This is a genomic window from Kitasatospora sp. YST-16 (assembly GCF_026802215.1).
GTDB lineage: Bacteria > Actinomycetota > Actinomycetes > Streptomycetales > Streptomycetaceae > Kitasatospora > Kitasatospora cineracea.
This window is the reverse complement of record NZ_CP113837.1, coordinates 1,534,216-1,553,078: the sequence shown is the minus strand read 5'-3', so window position 1 is coordinate 1,553,078 and position 18,863 is coordinate 1,534,216. Positions and strand designations below refer to the sequence as shown.

14 protein-coding genes are annotated in these 18,863 nt (G+C 75.6%); 4 read left to right on the top strand and 10 right to left on the bottom strand.

Features of this window, described 5'->3' with window-relative positions; genetic code table 11:
* Positions 1–24: 24 nt before the first annotated feature.
* The 3 genes from OU787_RS07055 to soxR form a co-directional block, all read right to left on the bottom strand.
* Positions 25–912 carry a sulfurtransferase gene (locus tag OU787_RS07055; protein ID WP_387853638.1) on the bottom strand — a complete coding sequence of 296 codons (888 nt, stop codon included), beginning with the start codon at positions 910–912 and terminating at the stop codon, positions 25–27.
* 70 nt (positions 913–982) lie between these two features.
* The gene (locus OU787_RS07050; protein WP_030460107.1) at positions 983–1,831 is read right to left on the bottom strand and encodes an SAM-dependent methyltransferase; all 849 of its coding nucleotides are present in this window, start codon (positions 1,829–1,831) and stop codon (positions 983–985) included.
* 159 nt (positions 1,832–1,990) lie between these two features.
* Positions 1,991–2,488, bottom strand: coding sequence for a redox-sensitive transcriptional activator SoxR (soxR, locus tag OU787_RS07045; protein ID WP_268658869.1), 498 nt, complete (start codon positions 2,486–2,488; stop codon positions 1,991–1,993).
* Between the two features lie 65 nt (positions 2,489–2,553).
* Between soxR and OU787_RS07040 the strand changes: the two genes are divergently transcribed.
* Positions 2,554–3,327: a transketolase gene (locus tag OU787_RS07040; protein ID WP_442788433.1), complete on the top strand. Its 774-nt coding sequence runs from the start codon at positions 2,554–2,556 to the stop codon at positions 3,325–3,327.
* A gap of 91 nt (positions 3,328–3,418) precedes the next feature.
* Complete coding sequence (locus OU787_RS07035) at positions 3,419–4,309, top strand: transketolase family protein (protein WP_268658868.1); 891 nt, start codon at positions 3,419–3,421, stop codon at positions 4,307–4,309.
* Positions 4,310–4,403: 94 nt separating this feature from the next.
* Here the strand turns inward: OU787_RS07035 and treZ are convergent, their stop codons facing one another.
* The 4 genes from treZ to glgX all read right to left on the bottom strand — a co-directional run bounded on the left by treZ (position 4,404) and on the right by glgX (position 11,650).
* The gene (gene treZ, locus OU787_RS07030) at positions 4,404–6,146 is read right to left on the bottom strand and encodes a malto-oligosyltrehalose trehalohydrolase (protein WP_268658867.1); all 1,743 of its coding nucleotides are present in this window, start codon (positions 6,144–6,146) and stop codon (positions 4,404–4,406) included.
* Positions 6,146–8,536 carry a malto-oligosyltrehalose synthase gene (gene treY, locus OU787_RS07025; protein ID WP_268658866.1) on the bottom strand — a complete coding sequence of 797 codons (2,391 nt, stop codon included), beginning with the start codon at positions 8,534–8,536 and terminating at the stop codon, positions 6,146–6,148. The genes treZ and treY overlap by 1 nt, the downstream gene beginning before the upstream one ends.
* Before the next feature lie 61 nt (positions 8,537–8,597).
* Positions 8,598–9,422, bottom strand: a complete 825-nt coding sequence (locus tag OU787_RS07020; RefSeq protein WP_268661826.1) for an SDR family oxidoreductase — start codon at positions 9,420–9,422, stop codon at positions 8,598–8,600.
* Between the two features lie 119 nt (positions 9,423–9,541).
* Positions 9,542–11,650, bottom strand: coding sequence for a glycogen debranching protein GlgX (glgX, locus tag OU787_RS07015; protein ID WP_268658865.1), 2,109 nt, complete (start codon positions 11,648–11,650; stop codon positions 9,542–9,544).
* Positions 11,651–12,046: 396 nt separating this feature from the next.
* Here glgX and OU787_RS07010 point away from each other — a divergent pair, with 396 nt between their 5' ends.
* Together OU787_RS07010 and OU787_RS07005 are read left to right on the top strand one after the other, a co-directional pair.
* A complete protein-coding gene (locus OU787_RS07010) occupies positions 12,047–13,294 on the top strand; it encodes an SAV2148 family HEPN domain-containing protein (protein ID WP_030460115.1) in 1,248 nt (415 codons plus the stop codon).
* 126 nt (positions 13,295–13,420) lie between these two features.
* Entirely contained in the window at positions 13,421–14,125 is a 705-nt protein-coding gene (locus tag OU787_RS07005; RefSeq protein ID WP_268658864.1) for an exonuclease domain-containing protein, read from the top strand.
* Positions 14,126–14,144: 19 nt separating this feature from the next.
* On the opposite strand, the gene OU787_RS07000 is transcribed toward OU787_RS07005, so the two are convergent.
* The 3 genes from OU787_RS07000 to OU787_RS06990 all read right to left on the bottom strand — a co-directional run bounded on the left by OU787_RS07000 (position 14,145) and on the right by OU787_RS06990 (position 18,373).
* Complete coding sequence (locus OU787_RS07000; RefSeq protein ID WP_268658863.1) at positions 14,145–15,050, bottom strand: polysaccharide deacetylase family protein; 906 nt, start codon at positions 15,048–15,050, stop codon at positions 14,145–14,147.
* A 210-nt stretch (positions 15,051–15,260) separates the two neighbouring features.
* Positions 15,261–16,139: an aminoglycoside phosphotransferase family protein gene (locus tag OU787_RS06995; protein ID WP_442788431.1), complete on the bottom strand. Its 879-nt coding sequence runs from the start codon at positions 16,137–16,139 to the stop codon at positions 15,261–15,263.
* Entirely contained in the window at positions 16,136–18,373 is a 2,238-nt protein-coding gene (locus OU787_RS06990; protein WP_268661824.1) for an MMPL family transporter, read from the bottom strand. Before OU787_RS06990 ends, OU787_RS06995 begins: the two co-directional genes overlap by 4 nt.
* Positions 18,374–18,863 lie beyond the last annotated feature (490 nt).

Genomic DNA, 18,863 nt, shown 5'->3' with positions numbered 1-18,863 from the left:
GTGCAGGACCGGACAAGGCTCCGTTCACTCGCCGGTGGCCGCCGGGAGGCCGGTCTCCGGGCGGCCCCAGTCGGACCAGGAGCCGTCGTAGACGGCGGGGGCGGGGTGGCCGGTGAGGTGGGCGGCGAAGGCGAGGATGCAGGCGGTGACGCCGGAGCCGCAGGTGGTGACGAGGTGGGGGCGGCCGGCGGTGGCGGCGGTGAGGCGGGCGCGCAGGGCGGGGAGGGGGAGGTAGTGGCGGCCGTCGGGGGTGAGCAGGTCGGTGAAGGGGAGGCTGGTGGAGCCGGGGAGGTGGCCGGGGCGCAGGTGGGGGCGGGGTTCGGGGGCGGCGCCGGTGAAGCGGGCGCGGCTGCGGGCGTCCAGGACGGCGGTGGCGGGGTCGGTGAGGGCGGCGGCCACGGCGTCCCGGTCGGCGAGCAGGGCGGGGCGCGGGCGGGCGGTGAAGTCCCCGGCGGGGGCGGGGGCGGGCCGGTCGGTGCTGACGGGGTGTCCGGCGGCCTGCCAGGCGGGCAGGCCGCCGTCCAGGACGGCGGCCCGGTCGAAGCCCATGGCGCGCAGCATCCACCAGGCGCGCGGGGCGGAGTAGATGCCCGCGCCGTCGTAGAGCACCACGGTGGAGCGGTCGTCGACGCCGAGGGCGCGCAGTTCGCGCTGGAGGTCGGCGGGGGAGGGCAGGGTGTGCGGCAGCGGGGAGGCGTGGTCGGACAGCGCGCCGTCGAGGTCGAAGGCCCGAGCGCCGGGGATCCGGGCGGGGGCGTGCCGGTGCGCGCCGATGCCCGCGTCCAGGACGACCAGGTCGGGGTGGCCGAGCCGGGCGGCGAGCCAGGACGGGTCGATCAGCGGCGGCGGTGCGGTCACGGCGGGCGGCTCCCTGCTGGCTCTCTCGGTCCCCCGGTGCGGGGGCGGGCCCATGATCGCACCGCCGCGGACGGCCGGGTGCGGTCAGGGCCTGCAGCCCGCGGTCAGGGCTTGCGGCCCGCGGTCAGGGCTTGCGGCCCACGCCCGCCCAGATGGCGACCTCGGCGTCGGTGTCCTGCGGGTCCTGGTCGGGGCGCCACAGCGGGGCGGTGACCAGGCCGGGTTCGAGCAGGTCGAGGCCGTCGAAGAAGCGCAGCACCTGGCTGCGGGTGCGCATGCTGAGCTGCGCGGTGGCGGACTTGTAGACGGCGGGGCCCTTCTCGGCCTCGGCGGGATCGACGAAGTCGCCGGTGGCGTGCGAGAGGGCCAGGTAGCTGCCGGAGGGCAGGGCGTCGACCAGGGTGCGGACGATCGCGTACGGGTCGTCGGCGTCGTCGATGAAGTGCAGGATGGCGAACAGCTGGAGCGCGACGGGCTGCCGCAGGTCGAGCAGGTCGCGGACGGCCGGGTCGGCGAGGATCGCCTCGGGCTTGCGGAGGTCGGCCTGCAGGACGCTGACGCTGCCCTGCTGGGCGCCGGCCAGCAGGGCGCGGCCGTGCACCAGCACGATCGGGTCGTTGTCGAGGTAGGCGACCTTGGCGCTGGGGTCGACGGCCTGGGCGATCTCGTGGGTGTTCCCGGCGGAGGGGATGCCGGTGCCGATGTCGAGGAACTGGCGCACGCCCAGCTCGGCGAGGGTGCGCACGGCGCGCTGCAGGAAGGCCCGGTTGGCGCGGGCGCTGATCCGCACCAGCGGGCTGAGCGCGAGGACCTGGTCGGCGGCGGCCCGGTCGGCGGGGAAGTTGTCCTTGCCGCCGAGGTAGTAGTCGTACATCCGGGCCGGGTGCGGGACCTCGGGGCGCAGCTCGGCGGAGGGCGGCGGGGTCTGGTCGCCGGACATCCAGTCGAGGGCGATTTCCTGATGGTCGGTCATATCTGGCTCCCCCGTCGGTGGAACGCGCTTCCGGGGGCAGCATAGACGGCCCGGCGGGTGCTGCGGCAGCGGGCCGGGAAAGAAGTGGATCAGCCCGTCCGGCGGACGGGGGGCGACGGCCGTCGGCCCGCGGCGCCGCCCTCCGTCCGCCGGGCGGTCTCAGTCCTCCGCGTCCGGGTCGGGCCCGGGTTCGGGGCCGGTGTCCGGGTCCCGGGTGAGCAGGTAGCGGGCGCCGGGGCCGGTCCGCCCGGCCCGGTCGTCGGCGTTGTAGAGGCCGCAGCGGGTCAGCGAGAGGCAGCCGCAGCCGATGCAGCCGGTCAACTTGGCGCGGGTGTGCTGGAGTTCGGCGATCTGCCGGTCGATCCGGTGCTGCCAGGCGGCGGCGACGGCGTCCCACTCGCCGGTGGTGGGGGCGCGGTCCTCGGGGAGCCGGGCGAGCGCGGTGCGGGCCTCGTCGAGGCTGAGGCCGACCTGCTGGGCGGCCCGGACGAAGGCGATCCGGCGCAGGGCGGAGCGGGCGTAGCGGCGCTGGTTCCCGGTGGTGCGGGTGGAGCGGATCAGCCCGAGGCTCTCGTAGTAGCGCAGCGCCGAGGCGGCGAGGCCGCTGCGTTCGGCGAGCTGGCCGATGGTGAGGACGTCGTGCCGGGAGGGTGCCATGCCCGCAGGGTACCGGGGCGGGCCCGCTTGACCTGAAGTGCACTTGAAGTCAGAGGCTGGTCCCCATGACGAACCACTCCGCGGCGCACGCCGCGACCGCGCCGACCCGCGCGCCCGGCGGCCCCGGCGGCCCCGGCCCCGGCGGCCCGAGCCCTGTCGGCACCGACCGGGCCGGCCTGCTGGACCTGGTCGCCCTGATGACCGGCGACGAGAAGCACTCCCCGGCGGCGCACTCCACCCTGGACGCGCTCTGGGTGCTGTACGACCGGGTGCTGGACGTGCACCCGGGCAACGTCGACGCGCCGGACCGGGACAGGTTCCTGCTGTCCAAGGGCCACGGCCCGATGGCGTACTACGCGGTGCTGGCCGCGAAGGGCTTCTTCCCGGTGGAGCTGCTGCACAGCTTCGGCGCGTACGACTCGCCGCTGGGCCACCACCCGGACCGGCTGCTGGTGCCCGGCGCGGAGATCGGCTCGGGCTCGCTGGGGCACGGCCTGCCGCTGGCGGTGGGGACGGCGCTGGGCCTGCGGGCGCAGGGCCTGACCGGTCCGGCGGTGTGGGTGCTGATCGGGGACGCCGAGTTCGACGAGGGCTCCAACCACGAGGCGGTGGCCTTCGCCGGGGCGTACGGGCTGGACCGGCTGCACACCCTGGTGATCGACAACTCCTCGGCCACGCACGGCTGGAGCGGCGGCATCGCGGCCCGGTTCGCGGGCGAGGGCTGGTCGACGGCCACCGTGGACGGCCGCGACCACGAGCAGCTGTACCGGGCGTTCACCGCCCCGCACCCGGGCCGCCCGCACGTGGTGGTGGCCCGCACCGAACCCAAGTACAGCTGACCGCAGGGGAGAAGAGACCATGCAGAGCGTCCGTCCGGGCGTCCGCCCGAGTGCCCGTCCGCGCATCCGTCCGCGGGGCCAGGAGGCGACCATGCGCGAGCAGTTCGGCGCCACCGTCACCGAACTGCTGGAGTGCGACCCGCGCACCGCGCTGGTGCTCGCCGACATCGGGGCGGCGCAGTTCCCCGACGCGGCCCGCGACCACCCCGACCGGGTGGTCAACGTCGGCATCCGCGAGCAGCTGCTGATCGGCGTGGCGGGCGGCCTGGCGCTCACCGGGATGCGGCCGATCGCCCACACCTTCGCCAGCTTCCTGATCGAACGGCCCTTCGAGCAGGTCAAGTTGGACCTGGTGCACCAGGGCGTCGGCGCGGTCCTGGTGAGCGCCGCGGGCTCCTACGACTGGCCGGCCGGCGGCCGCACCCACATGTCCCCGGGGGACGTCGCCCTGCTCGACACCCTCCCCGGCTGGCACGTCCACGTCCCCGGCCACCCCGCCGAGGCGGACCTGCTGCTGCGCCACGCGGTCGCCGCCGACGACACCCTCCAGTACGTCCGGCTCTCCGCCCACCAGAACGCCGAGCGCCAACCAGTCGTCCCCGGAAGGTTCCTGACGGTCCGTCAGGGAGCGAGGCTGGCGGGCGTGGTACTGGCGGTCGGCCCGATGCTGGACGCCGTGCTGGAGGCCACCGAGACGCTGGACGTCACGGTGCTGTACGCGGCCACCGTCCGCCCGTTCGACGCGGTGGGCCTGCGCGCCGCGCTGGGCGGCCGGGCCGACGTGGTGCTGGTGGAGCCCTACCTGGCGGGCACCTCGGAGCGCGCCGCGCACCGCGCGCTGGAGGGCCTGCCGCACCGGGTGCTCGGGCTGGGCGTGCCGGTGGCCGAGCACCGGCACTACGGCTCGATCCCCGAGCACCTGGCCGCGTACGGCCTGGACGCCGCCGGACTGCACGCCGCGATCGCCTCGTACCTGTGGTGACGCGCCCGGCCCGGCAGCGCCTGCGCGGTGCGCACCCCGCCCCCGGCCCGGCAGGGCCTGCGCGGTGCGCACCCCGCGCCCGCCCGGGCGGGCGCTACGCGGTGCGCACCACCGCGACCGCGTCCGGGCCGAGCAGCAGTTCCCCGGCCGCCGCCCCGCCGGCCGCGACGTCGCCGAACGCGGCCTCCAGCGCGGCGAGTTCGCCCTCCAGCGGGACGGGCAGCGGCTGCCCGGAGCCGCCGAGCCGCACCAGCACCCGGTAGCGGCCGCGGTGCACCGCCAGCCAGCCCGCCGCCGCGTCGTGGCGGACCCGGACCGCCGCCAGGTCGCCGTCCGCCAGCTCCGGGGCGGCCCGCCGCAGCCGGATCAACTCCCGGTGCCAGGCGAGCAGTTCGGCGTGCGGGGGGCGCTGCGGTTCGGTCCAGTCCAGGGTGGAGGCGGCCACCGTCGCCGGGCTCTGCGGGTCCGGCACGTCCTCGGCCCGCCAGCCGTGTTCGGCGAACTCCCGCCGCCGCCCCTGCCGGACGGCCTCGGCGAGCTGCGGGTCGGTGTGGTCGGTGAAGTACTGCCAGGGAGTGCCCGCGCCCCACTCCTCGCCCATGAACAGCATCGGCGTGAACGGCGAGGTCAGCACCAGCGCGGCCGCCGCCGCCAGCCGCCCCGGCGGCAGCGAGGCGGCGAGCCGGTCGCCGGTGGCCCGGTTGCCGACCTGGTCGTGGGTCTGCGCGTAGCCCAGCAGCCGGTGCCCGTGCTCCGGCGGGAACGAGCGGCCGTGCGAGCGGCCCCGGAACGAGGACCAGCTCCCGTCGTGGAAGAACCCCCTGGTGAGCGTCTTGGCCAGGGCCGCGTACGGGTCGGCGGCGAAGTCCGCGTAGTAGCCCTGGGACTCGCCGGTCAGCAGGCAGTGCAGCGCGTGGTGGAAGTCGTCGCTCCACTGCGCGTCCAGGCCCTGCCCGCCCGCCTCCCGGGCGGTGGTGGTGCGCGGGTCGTTCAGGTCGGACTCGCCGACCAGGAACAGCGGCCGGCCGGTGGCCTGCGCCAACTTCCCCACCTCGGCCGAGAGTTCCTCCAGGAAGTGCCGGGCCCGGGTGTCCACCAGGGCGTGCACCGCGTCCAGGCGCAGCCCGTCGATCCGGTAGTCGCGCAGCCAGGCCAGCGCGCTGCCGATCAGGAAGGCCCGCACCTCGTCCGAGCCCGGCGCGTCCAGGTTGACCGCCGAACCCCACGGCGTCCGGTGCCGGTCGGTGAAGTACGGGCCGTACTGCGGAAGGTAGTTGCCGGACGGGCCGAGGTGGTTGTGCACCACGTCCAGCACCACGCCCAGCCCGCGCCGGTGCGCCGCGTCCACGAACCGCTTCAGCCCGTCCGGGCCGCCGTACGGCTCGTGCACCGCCCACGGGTCGACCCCGTCGTAGCCCCAGCCGGAGCGGCCCGGGAAGGCGCACACCGGCATCAACTCGACGAAGTCCACGCCCAGTTCGACCAGGTGGTCGAGCCGGTCGGCGGCCGCGTCGAACGTCCCCTGGGGAGTGAAGGTGCCCACGTGCAGCTCGTACACCACCGAGCCCGGCAGCGGGCGGCCCCGCCAGGCCGTCTCCGACCAGGCGAACGCGCCGTGGTCGACGTGGCGGCTCAGCCCGTCCGGCCCGAACGGCTGCCGGGCCGAGCGCGGGTCCGGCAGCGCCGTCCCGCCGTTCAGCCGGAACCCGTAGTCGCCCTCCGGGCCCTCCCCGTGCCACCAGCCCGGCCGGTCCGGGTCGCGCTCCAGCAGGTACGGGATCGCCCCGACCTCGACCTCGACCACCTTGGCGTCCGGCGCCCACACCTGGTACCGCATCACGACCCCTCCACGAGCAGTGCTACCGGCAACTGCCGGAACAGATACGACAGTTCGACCGTGCCGCCGGTGAACCGGCGCTCGGTCAGCAGGTCCGTCCAGCGGCCCGGCGGCAGCTCCAGCACCGTCCCGCGCCAGCCGCCCGCCCGGTGCAGCCCGTACGGCAGCCGGGTCGCCGCGCCCAGCACCCGCTCGCCCCGGCCGAACGCCACCAGGTGCTCGGCGGCCGGCCCGTCCGCCGCCAGCGGCCGGTAGGAGCCCAGCGCGCCGGAGCGGCGCAGGTGCAGGGCGGTGGTGGTCAGGTGCAGCTTCTCCCGGGCCAGGTCGCCCGGCCGCGGCTCCGGCGAGTCGGTCAGCCGCACCGCCAGCGCGCCCAGGTCCACCGGCGCCCGGTTGTCCGGGTCGACCAGCGTGTACAGCGGCTCCTCGCCGCCCTGGAACACGTCCGGCACGCCCGGCACCAGCAGGTGCAGCAGCGCCGCCGACAGCGAGTTCACCCGGGCGAACGGCGCGATCAGCCCGACGAACCCGGCGATCCGCGGACACAGCCCCGGATTGGCCAGCGCCCCCCGCACGTACTGCGCCAGCCAGCCCTCGAACCCGGCGTCCGGCTCCTTCCACGAGGTGCGCCGCTTCGCCTCCCGCACCGACTTCAGCGCCACCGCCAGCAGCCGCTCCGGGGACAGCGGCCAGGCCGCCAGCAGCGTCTGCCACAGCAGCCAGGCCGTCGAGCGGTCCGCGCACGGCCCCGCCGCCAGCGTCCAGGCCGCGCACTCCGCCGCCCACGCCTCCGGCAGCTCCGCCAGCACCGCGAGCCGGGCCCGGGCGTCCGCGCTGCGCTTGGTGTCGTGCGTGGACAGCGCCGTCATCGCCCCCGGCCACAGCCGCTCCTGCCCGGTGCACCAGCGGTGGAACTCCGCCACCGACACACCCGGCCGCTCCGGCAGGCCGCCCACCTCGTTCAGCGACAGCAGCGCGTTGAACCGGTAGAACGCGGTGTCCTCCACGCCCTTGGCCGCCACCGCCGACGCGGTCTGCCCGAACCGGTGGCAGAACTCGTCCCTGGCCGCCGACCGGCCCAGCCGGCCCAGCGCCAGCTCCCGCACCAGCCGCTCCGTCCCCGACACGTCCGCCGGGGGCGCCAGCGCCGCGACGGCCTCCGGCGGGGCCGGCTCGCCCGGCACCACGTACGGCCGGTACACCGGGTAGCGCGTCAGCAGGTCCGCCAGCGCCCGGCGCACCGCCAGCGGCGAGTGGTCGGCCAGCTCCGGGCCCTCCGCGCAGATCCGCCCGACCAGGCGCACCAGCCGGTCGGTCTCCGCCGCCAGCGCCCCGCCCGGCGCGACCATCTCGGCCCGCCCGGCCCGGCCCGCCGCCGCCGGGTCCGCCGCGTCGCCCACGTCCCGCCGGTAGGCCGCGAACAGCTTCTCCGCGCCCCGCCGGTCGGTCAGCACCCCGTCGATCCGGCGCAGCGCGTCGTACCCCGTCGTCCCCGCGCACGCCCAGTCCGCGGGCAGCGCCTCGTCCCCGGTCAGGATCTTCTCCACCACCGTGTACGCCCCGCCGGTCGCCTCCGCCAGCCGCCGCAGGTAGCCGCGCGGGTCGGCCAGCCCGTCCGGGTGGTCGATCCGGAAGCCCGCCAGCACGCCCTCGCGGTGCAGCCGCAGCAGCACCCCGTGGGTGGCCTCGAACACCTCCGGGACCTCCACCCGGACGGCGATCAGGTCGTTGACGGTGAAGAACCGCCGGTAGTTGACCTGCTCGTCGGCCAGCTGCCACCAGCACAGCCGGTACCACTGCCGCTCCAGCAGCTCCGGCAGCGGCAGGTGCGCGGTGCCGGGCCGCAGCGGGAACTCGTGCTCGTGGTAGCGCAGCACCTCCCCGTCCACCACCAGCTGCTCCAGCACCGCGCCCAGCCGGTCGCCCAGCAGCGGCAGCAGCAGCCGCCCCCGCTCCGGCGCGTCCACCGGGCCCGGCTGCGCGGACCAGTCGATGTCGAACCAGGCCGCGAACGGGTCGTCCGGGCCGTTCTTCAGCACCTCCCACAGCGGCCCGTTGAGCCGCTCCGGCACCGGCAGCGCCATGTGGTTCGGCACCACGTCCGCGATCAGCGCCAGCCCGTGCGCCGCCGCCTCCGCGGCCAGCTCGCGCAGCGCCCCCTCGCCGCCCAGCTGCTCGCTGATCCGGCTGTGGTCGAGCGTGTCGTACCCGTGCGTCGAGCCCGCCACCGCCTCCAGCAGCGGCGACAGGTGCAGGTGCGAGACCCCCAGCGCGGCCAGGTACGGCACCGCCCGGCGGGCGTCGTGCAGGGTGAACCCCGGCTGCAGCTGGAGCCGGTAGCTGGCCGTCGGGGCGTCGGCAGTCTCGGGGCGTGCGGCGGCGGACGTCATACCCGGATGCCTACCCGAGGCGCCCCGGGGATACCGCCCGCACTGCGCCGAACGGGCCGGTTCAGACCGGATCGGGCGCCACCGCCCCCTCCTCCGCCAGCGCCCGCGCCGCCGCCAGCTCCGCCGCCTCCCCGGCCAGCGCCGCCTCCACCATCGCGTACGCGTCCGGCCCCACCGGGACCCGCACCGGGCCGGCCGGCGCCGCGACGGCCCGCAGCACCAGCTCCGCGAACGCCTCGGGCCGGTTCAGCTCCGCGTCCCCCGCCATGCCGCGCAGCGCCCGGTGCATCGGCTCCAGCGTCCGCCCGTACTCCGGCAGCTTCACCGCCGTCTCGGCCAGCGAGTTCCCGTACGAGGTGGCGAACCCGCCCGGCTCGACCACCGTCACCCGCACCCCGAACGGCGCGGCCTCCGCCGCCAGCGCCAGGCTCATCCCCTCCAGCGCGAACTTCCCCGCCACGTACGCCCCCAGCCCGGGGAAGGCCATCCGGCCGCCCACCGAGGAGACGTTCACCACGTGCCCGCCGCCCTGCGCCCGCATCAGCGGCAGCACCAGCCGCGCCAGCCGCCACGGCGCCACCGCCAGCACCTCCAGCTGCTCGCGCAGCTCCGCGTCCGAGACCTCCTCCACCGCCCCGAACAGGCCCACCCCGGCGTTGTTCACCAGCACGTCCACCCCGCCCAGGCGTTCCCGGGCCAGCTCCACCGCCGCCGCGCAGTCCGCGGCGCTGCGCAGCTCCAGCCGGGCCGGCACCACCCGTCCCGGGAACCGGGCCGCCAGCGCGTCCAGCGGCGAGGCCCCCCGGCTGGTCGCCACGATCCGGTCCCCACCCGCCGCCACCGCCCGCGCCAGCGCCAGCCCCAACCCCGACGAACATCCGGTCACCAACCACCGACGAGACACTTCGTACCCCCTCCGGTCCGCGGTTCCGCAGTGCGGAGGGGGCTACCCGGCCCGGCCCGCCCCCAGACCTGAAGGTCGGGGACGAACCGGAGCGCGGGGGGTCACGCCGGGCGCTGGAGGACCATCAGTGCGCGGTCGAGCAGGCGCAGGGTGTCGCCGGCCTTGACCCGGGGGCCGGTGCCGCGCGGGGGGAGGGTGGGCAGCGAGGTGTCGACGACCAGCTGCCAGGCCTCGCCGTGGTCGGCGGGGACGGTGAAGGCGAGCGGCTCGGAGTGGGCGTTGAACAGCAGCAGGAAGGAGTCGTCGACGATCTTGCCGCCGCGGCGGTCGGGTTCGGAGATGGCGTTGCCGTTGAGGAAGACGGTGAGCGACCTGGCGTACGAGGTGGACCAGTCCTGCTCGGTCATCTCCTCGCCGGACGGGGTGAACCAGGCGATGTCGGTCAGGTCGTCGTGGGTGCCGGAGACCGGGCGGCCGTGGAAGAAGCGGCGGCGGCGGAAGACCGGGTGGTCGCGGCGCAGCCAGATCATGCCCTGGGTGAACTCCAGCAGCCCGGCGTCCGCGGCGGCCCAGTCCACCCAGGTGAGCGCGGAGTCCTGGCAGTAGGCGTTGTTGTTGCCGCGCTGGGTGCGCCCGTTCTCGTCGCCGTGGCAGAGCATCGGGACGCCCTGGGAGAGCATCAGGGTGGCGATGAAGTTGCGCTGCTGGCGGGCCCGCAGGTCGAGGACGGCCGGGTCGGTGGTGTCGCCCTCGGCGCCGCAGTTCCAGGAGCGGTTGTGCGACTCGCCGTCCCGGTTGTCCTCGTGGTTGGCCTCGTTGTGCTTGCCGTCGTAGGAGACCAGGTCGCGCAGCGTGAAGCCGTCGTGGCAGGTGACGAAGTTGATCGAGGCGATCGGGCGGCGGCCGTCGTCCTGGTAGAGGTCGGAGGAGCCGGTCAGCCGGGAGCCGAACTCGGCCAGCGTGGCGGGCTCGCCGCGCCAGAAGTCGCGGACGGTGTCGCGGTACTTGCCGTTCCACTCGGTCCACAGCGGCGGGAAGTTGCCGACCTGGTAGCCGCCCTCGCCGAGGTCCCAGGGCTCGGCGATCAGCTTGGCCTGGGAGACCACCGGGTCCTGCTGGACCAGGTCGAAGAACGAGGACAGCCGGTCGACCTCGTGGAACTGCCGGGCCAGCGTGGCGGCCAGGTCGAAGCGGAAGCCGTCCACGTGCATCTCGGTCACCCAGTAGCGCAGCGAGTCCATGATCATCTGGAGCACGTGCGGGCTGCGCATCAGCAGCGAGTTGCCGGTGCCGGTGGTGTCCTCGTAGAAGCGCTGGTCCTTGGCGAGCCGGTAGTACGAGGCGTTGTCCAGGCCACGGAAGGAGAGCGTGGGGCCCAGGTGGTTGCCCTCGGCGGTGTGGTTGTAGACCACGTCGAGGATCACCTCGATGCCGGCCGCGTGCAGCGCCTTGACCATCGACTTGAACTCCTGCACCTGCTGGCCGCGGTCGCCGGTGGAGGAGTACGAGGAGTGCGGGGCGAAGAAGCCGATCGTGTTGTAGCCCCAGTAGTTGGTCAGGCCCAGGTCGCGCAGCCGGTGGTCGCGGACGAACTGGTGCACCGGCATCAGCTCGATCGCGGTGACGCCCAGCTTCGCCAGGTGCTCGATCACCGCCGGGTGGGCCAGGCCCGCGTAGGTGCCGCGGATCTCCTCCGGGATGCCCGGGTGCAGCTCGGTCAGGCCCTTGACGTGCGCCTCGTAGAGCACGGTGCGGTGGTAGTCGGTGCGCGGCGGTCGGTCGGTGCCCCAGTCGAAGTACGGGTTGGTCACCACCGAGTGCATGGTGTGCGGCGCCGAGTCCAGGTCGTTGCGGCGCTCGGGCGCGCCGAAGTGGTAGTCGTACACCGACTCGTCCCAGTCGATGTGGCCGCTCATCGCCTTCGCGTACGGGTCGAGCAGCAGCTTCGAGGCGTTGTGCCGCTGGCCCAGGCCCGGCTGGTACGGGCCGTGCACCCGGAAGCCGTAGCGCTGGCCGGGCTGGACGCCCGGGAGGTAGGCGTGCCGGACGAAGGCGTCGGTCTCGCGGAGCTCGACGGCCGTCTCGGTGCCGTCCTCGGCGAGCAGGCAGAGCTCGATCCGGTTCGCGCTCTCGGAGAACACCGCGAAGTTGGTGCCGACCCCGTCATAGGTGGCGCCGAGCGGGTACGGTTGCCCCGGCCAGACCTGCATGTGTCCTCAACTTCCTTGTGCCAGACGCGAACTGGCGCTCCTACGGGGGTTTCCCGGCGGAGCGCCCGGCCATGTGCGGGGCGGCAACCAGGTGACGCACGGCACACCCGCATACTCCCCGGCGGCGGCCCGAACTCCCCGCCCATCCGCGCGTGGTTCGCCCGAACGGGTGTCCCGGCGGGCCGGGCTGGCGGCGTGGCGTGGCCGGGCGGTGACGGACCGTCGGGGACGGGCCCGCTTGCTGTCAAGAGGGCTGCGGCCCGGCGGCGGCGGGCGATACCCTTGATCGACAGGCCCTGGGCCCCGGCCCGCGCGGCGTGCGACCGGGGCCGTGCTGGGGGGATTCGGCGGACGCACCGTCACCCGAGGGGCGGCGGACGAGAGGTGAGGTGGCGGATGGGGTTCCCCGCCGGCGGCGACGGCACGGACCCGCGGGCCGGCAGCAGCGAGGCCCCGACGCTGGTCGTCCGCGGCGGCCGCGGCCCGCTGCCCCCGCAGCCCGGCTCCGCCGAGGGGATCCCGCCCGCCTGGGCCGCCGACCAGTGGGACGACGCCTACCGCCGGGTCCGGCTGGCCGGCCGCGCCTACGTCTGGCTCAACCTGGTCGAGCAGCGGCTGCGCGCCCTGGTCGACGAGGTGCTGCGCCCCGTCTACGCGCCCGCGCACGGCGAGGAGTGGGTCACCGCCGCCGCCGGCCCGGCCGGCGAGGAGTGGGTGCACCGGGCCGCGGCCGTCCGCGAGGTCTCCCGCCGCAAGGGCTACCTGCTCGACCCGGCGGACGACGACCCGCTGGTCTTCCTCACCCTGCCGCAGCTGCGCGAACTGATGGTGCAGCACTGGCCGTGCTTCGAACCGCACCTGGTGGACCGCCGGGAGATCGAGCTGGCCCTCGACGAGCTGGAGGTCGCCCGGCACGTGGTCTCCCGCAACCGGGCCCTGTCGCAGACCGTCCTCGACCAGACCGAGCGGGCCGCCGCCCGGCTGCTCGCCCTGCTCGACGGCGCGCACGGCGGCGTCCCCGCCGACGTGGTCGAGGAACTCGTGGCCGGCCGCTACGCCGACGTGGTCGCGGTGCACGCCGACCGGGTCCGGCTGCAGCGCGACCTGCCGGTCGAGGACCTGCTCGACGGGGCCCGGCGGCTCGACGCGGTCGGCATCGGCCTGGGCATGCTCTGCCAGAACTACACCGGCAAGCGGCTGGTCCGCCTCGCCTCCGAGGGCTGCCGGGTGCGGCTGCTGTTCCTCAACCCGGCGAGCAGCGCGGTGCGCCGCCGCGAACGCGAACTGGGCATCGGGCGCGGCGAGTTGGGGCGCGCGGTGGAGATGAACATCATGCACGTGCGACGGGTCCGGGCCCGGCTGCGCGACCAGGGCGGCTTCGAGATCCGGGTGTTCGACGAGCTGCCCCGGTTCACCGCGTACCTGGTCGAGGGGCCGCGCACCACCGGCGCCGGCGGCCGCCGCCGCTCCACCGACCTCGGCGTCGTCCAGCCCTACCTGCGCCGGGCCCGCGGCATCGAGTCGCCCGCGCTGGTGCTGCGCGGCGGCGCCGGACAGGAGTCCGGCGGCACCGAACCCGGGCTGCTGGAGGTCTACCGCGAGGAGTTCGAGGACCTGTGGGGGGACTCCCGGCCGGTGTCCTAGCGCCCGTCCGGGGCCGGGCCCCGGCGGTTGGCCGCCCCGCCGCGGGGCAGGAGTGCCGCGGGCGCTGTCACTGCGCCGCGCGATGATGGACCCACCTTGGCAGTGCTGACGGAAGGACACACCCCCATGACCTGGTGGAAGGGGCCGCTCACCGGTTTCGACCTGGAGACCACCGGCACCGACCCGGAGGAGGCCCGGATCGTCACCGCCGCCGTGGTCGACACCCGCGGGGCCGGCGTCGAGCGCGCCACCACCTGGCTGGTCGACCCGGGCGTCCCGATACCCGCCGAGGCCGCCGCGATCCACGGCATCACCGATGCCGAGGCCCGCGCGCACGGCCGCCCCGCCGCCGAGGCGGTCGAGGAGATCGCCCGCGCCCTGGCCGAACGGCTGGCCGCCGGGCGGCCCATGGTCGCCTTCAACGCGCCGTTCGACCTCTCGCTGCTGGAGGCCGAACTGCGCCGCCACGCCCTGCCCACGCTGGCCGACCGCCTCGGCGGCCCGGTCACCCCCGTGGTCGACGCGATGGTCGTCGACCGCGCCCTGGACAAGTACCGCAAGGGCTCGCGCACCCTGCAGCGGGTCTGCGAGGTCTACGGCGTCGAACTGCGCGACGCGCACGAGGCCGGCAGCGACGCCCTGGCCGCCGTCCGGGTCGCCGTCGCGCTCGGCCGCCGGTACCCGCAGGCCGGCGACCTGCCGCTGGACGAACTGCACCGGCGCCAGGTCGGCTGGTACCGGGACTGGGCGGTCGACCTGCAGAGCTGGCTGCGCCGCAAGGACCCGGCGGCCGTGGTCGACCCGCGCTGGCCGCTCAAGGAAGCGTCCTGACCCCCTCGGTGACCCGCCGTCAGGACTGCGGGAAGTCGAAGGCGTAGCCCTGCGCGACCAGCCACGGCAGCAGCTGCTTGAGCGCCGCCACGGTCTGGCTGCGGTCGCCGCCGCCGTCGTGCATCAGCACCACCCCGCCCGGGCGCAGGTTCTGCTGCACGTTGGAGACGATCGCCTGCACGCCCGGGCGCGACCAGTCGCGCGGGTCGACCGTCCAGCCCAGCGACTTCATGCCCAGGTCGGCGCCGATCCGCTCGTTCTCGGCGGTGAAGTCGCCGCCCGGGGCGCGCCACCAGGTGATCGTCGGGCTGTTGCCCGCCGCGTTCTCGATCATCGACTTGGCGTCGGCGATCTCCGCGACCTGCTGCTCGTGCGGGCGGGTGTGCATCGGCTGCGGGTGGTCCACGGTGTGGTCGCACAGCCGGTGGCCCTCGGCGAGGATCCGCTGCACGGCCGCCGGGCGGGCCTTCGCGTTGTCGCCGATCTCGCAGAAGGTGGCCTTGGCGCCGTACTGCGCCAGCAGGTCCAGCACCTGTCCGGTGGCCGGGCCCGGGCCGTCGTCGAAGGTCAGCGCGACCGTCCTGCCGCCCGAGGCGGTGTGCCGCAGCACCCCGGTGGCCGGGGCGGGCGAGGAGGGCTGCGAGGGCGTGGCGGCGGTGCTGCCGGCGCTCTGCGAGGGGATCGCGGTGGTCCGCGGCGCGGACGGGGCGGGGGAGGCGTACGGGGAGGCCGGCGCGGTGCTGCTCGCGGACGGCTCGGGGGTGCGGTCGGGCGCGGTCGGGGTCTGCGTGCCCTCGCCCGGGGTGGGCCGGGCCGCGACCGAGGAGTCCCGCCCGCCGCGCCGGTCGTGCCCGTGCTCGCGCTCGGCACGGCCGGGCGGTGCGCGGCGTCCCCCGCCGCGGAGGGGGAGCCCTGCGCGCCGCACGCCACCAGCAGGGCGGACGTGCCGAGCAGCGCCGAGGCACCCAGCAGGAGGGAACGACGGGGGGCGGGTATGCGGGACTTCACCATGGGGCGACTCCTGACGTCGTACCGGCCGCCTCGGGGGCGGGGCGTCCGGTACGACGCCAGGCACGAGCGGGGTGGTTCCGTCCGGATGTGCGCTGCGCCACACGGCGGGCACGGACGGAAGCGGTCAGAACGCGAACCAGCGTACTGCCGTCGCCCCGTCGCGCAGGGAGTCCACCCGGCGGCGGAACTCGGCGCCCGCGGCCGGGTTCCCGGCCGCCTGCTGGGCCACCCACGCGGCGCTCGCGGTCTCCCGGGCGCCGCGCAGCACCGCGAAGCCGGGCCACTCGCGCACGTCCCAGCCGTAGGCGGCGTGGAACGCGTCGACCTCCTCGGCCGGTACGCCGTAGCGGTCCTGACTGAGCGCCAGCACCACCAGGTCGTGCTCGCGCAGGTCCGCGGCCGTGTACTCCAGGTCGAGCAGCACCGGGCCGTCCGCGGTGACGTGCACGTTGCGCGGCAGCGCGTCGCCGTGGATCGGGCCGGGGGGCAGGACGGGGTCCAGTCCGGCGATCGCGGTGACAAAGCTCTCTTTCCGGACACGGAGGAAGTCCGCGTCGGCCGGGTCGACGTGGCCCGCCGCGGCGGCCAGCCAGCTGTCCACCGGAGCCAGCAGGTCGCGCCGGCCCAGCGGGACGGGGGCCGCGGGCAGCGCGTGCAGCGCCGTCAGCAGCGGCGCCAGGTCGACCGGCCGGGCCGGGCGGACGGCCGCGGGCAGCCGGTGCCACCACGTCACCGGGTGCCCCTGCACCACCGCGACGGCCGCCGCGGCCGGGCGCACCACCGGCACCCCGGCGCCGTCCAGCCACGAGGCCAGCGCCAGCTCGCGCTCGGCCCGGGCGGCCTCCCCGGGCGTGCGGCCGACCTTGGCCACCAGGCCCTCGGCGGGCAGCTCGAAGACGGCGTTCTGCCCGAGCGCGAGCAGCGCCGCCCCGGCCGGGTCGATCCCGGCCGGGGCGGCTGCTTCCTGCAGGAGGGCCAGCGCCCTCGGTTCGTCGAAGATCACCCGTCCATTGTCGGGGAACCTCCTCGGGACTCAGCGGTGGGCGCCGGCCGGGGCCGGTGCGGGGCGGGGGCGGCCGGGAGGCCGGCCGGGGCGGGCTCGGCGCCGACCCGGGGGAGCCGGTGCAGCCAGCGCGGCAGGTACCAGTTCCTCTCGTCGAGCAGCGTCATCACGGCGGGGAGCAGCACGGCCCGGATGACCGTGGCGTCGATCAGGACGGCGACGGCGAGGCCGACGCCCATCTGCTTCATGGACTGCATCGAGAGCGTCCCGAAGACGGCGAACACCCCGACCATGATCACGGCGGCGCTGGTGACCACGCCGGCGGTGCTGCGGATGCCGTGGGCGACGGCGGCCCGGGTGGGCAGGCCGGCGTCCCGGGCCTCCTTGATCCGGGAGACCACGAAGACGTGGTAGTCCATCGAGAGGCCGAAGAGGATCACGAACAGGAACAGCGGGACCCAGCTCTCGACCGCGCCGACGCCCGCGGTGCCGATCAGGGCGGCGCCGACGCCGTGCTGGAAGACCAGCGCGAGCACGCCGTAGGCCGCGCCGACGGAGAGCAGGTTGAGCGCGACGGCGGTGAGGGCGACGGACAGCGAGCGGAAGGAGAGCAGCATCAGCAGGAAGGCGAAGGCGACCACGAAGCCGAACACCGGGAGCATCGCGTCGGACATCTGCCGGTTGAAGTCGACCGAGCCGGCGGTGCTGCCGGTGACCGGGGCCTCGGTGCCGGGCACCGCGCCGACGGTGGCGGGGACGACCTCCTCGCGCAGCACCTTCAGGGCGGCGGCCGAGACGGCGTCGTTGCCGCTGCCGTAGAGCGGGATGTCGACCGTGGCGACGTTCTGCCCGGCGTGCACGGTGACCTCGGTGGGGCCGTGCATCCGCCCGGTGGCCAGGGCGCGGGACTGCAGGTCGGCCAGCGCCCGGGTCATCTCGGGGGAGGTGATGTCCCTGGCCTTGACCACCACGGTGGCGGGGGCGGGGCTGCCGGGGAAGGCGGCCTCGACCCGCTGCGCGGTGGCGACCAGCGCGTTGCCCCGGGGCAGCTGCTGCTGGAAGGTGAGGTTCGCGGTGTGCATGGTCAGCAGCGGGGCGGCGACGGCGAGCAGCAGGCCGGTGGCGAGGACGGCGGCGGCCAGCGGGCGGCGCAGCACGGGGGTGAGCACCGCGTTCCAGAACCGGCTGCCGTCGCCGGCCCCGCGCCGCAGGCGGTGCAGGAACGGGACGCGGCCCTTCGCCACCCGGTCGCCGAGCATCGAGAGCAGGGCGGGCAGCACCGTCAGCGAGCCGAGCACGGCGGTGACCACGACCACGATGGTGGCGAAGGACATCGCCCGGAAGTCGGCGATGCCGGTGAGGAACATGCCGGCCATGGCGACCACCACGGTGACGCCGGAGACCAGGACGGCCCGGCCGCTGGTGGCGGCGGCGATCCGCAGCGCGGTGGCCGGGTCGTGGCCGGCGGCGCGCTCCTCGCGCTCGCGGCGCAGGTAGAACAGGCAGTAGTCGACGCCGACGGCGAGGCCGACCAGCAGCATCACCGAACTGGCGTCGTCGCTGGTGTGCAGCAGCCCGGAGCCGAGGGCGACCAGGCCGCCGGCGGCGACGAACGCGGTGATCGCCAGCACCACCGGCAGGACGGCGGCGACCACGGCCCCGAAGGCGATCAGCAGGATGCCCAGGGCGAGCGGCACGGCCGTCCACTCGGCGCGGGCGAAGTCGTCCTTGAACTGGTCGCTGAACCACTTGCCGGAGCTGGCCTCGCCGTACTCCTCGACCACGAAGCCGGGGTGCTGCCGCCGGGCCTCGGCCACCGCGTCCATCACCGCGGGGACGTTGGCCACCGCGGCCTCGCGGTCCGCCCCGTCGACGGTGAACCGGAGCAGCGCGGAGTGCCGGTCGGCGGAGACCGCCCCGGTCTCGTAGGGGCCGAGCTCCCCGGCGGTGCGGCCGGTGGCCCGGACGGCGGCGGCGACCTGGTCGACGGCGGCGTGGAAGGCCGGGTCGTCGGCGGTCAGCGAGGGGTGCTGGACCAGCACCGTCTCGCCGGCCGGGGACTTGACGCCCGCGTCGTCGAGGATCTTCGCGGCCCGGGCGACCTGGCCGGGCATCGACTCGGCGTCGGTGACCTTGTGGGCGCCGTGCATCCCGCCCAGGTAGGAGGCCAGGACGACGAACAGCAGCCAGCCGAAGACCGCGGTCTTCCGGTGGCGGGCGCTCCACGCGCCCATCGTGGCGGCGATTCCTTGCTTCACTGCGGGTTCCCCCCAGGGTTTCGGGCGGTCGTGGACCGCCCCGGCCAGTGGGCCGCGGGCACTGCCGCGCGGCACAACCCACGCTAGGAACCGGCGCGCTGACGGACCATCCGGGCAGTCACCGTCTTTCCCCTGAACCTGCCCCCAGGGCCGGCATGGGGGTTAACCCCACCCCCGGGGTCGGGATCTCCTCCTTGGGGGCGGTCGGACGTCCACCCTGAGGGGGAGCGATCTCCACCCGGAGCACGAGGTGGGGGACCCCGGGGCCGGGTGACCATAGTGCGGGGCCGGTTTCACCGCCGCCCCCGGAGGGCACCCGCAAACCCACTTGCCGGGCGGCAAGTAAGGTCCCGTAGGATGCCCACTAGTCCTTACCTGCCGACCGGCTAGACGCCCCGATGGGGTCCGTGCGCCGGTCAGAGCCGTTGCCCGGTCCCCGTCCCCCGGCGGCGGTGAACCATGCCCA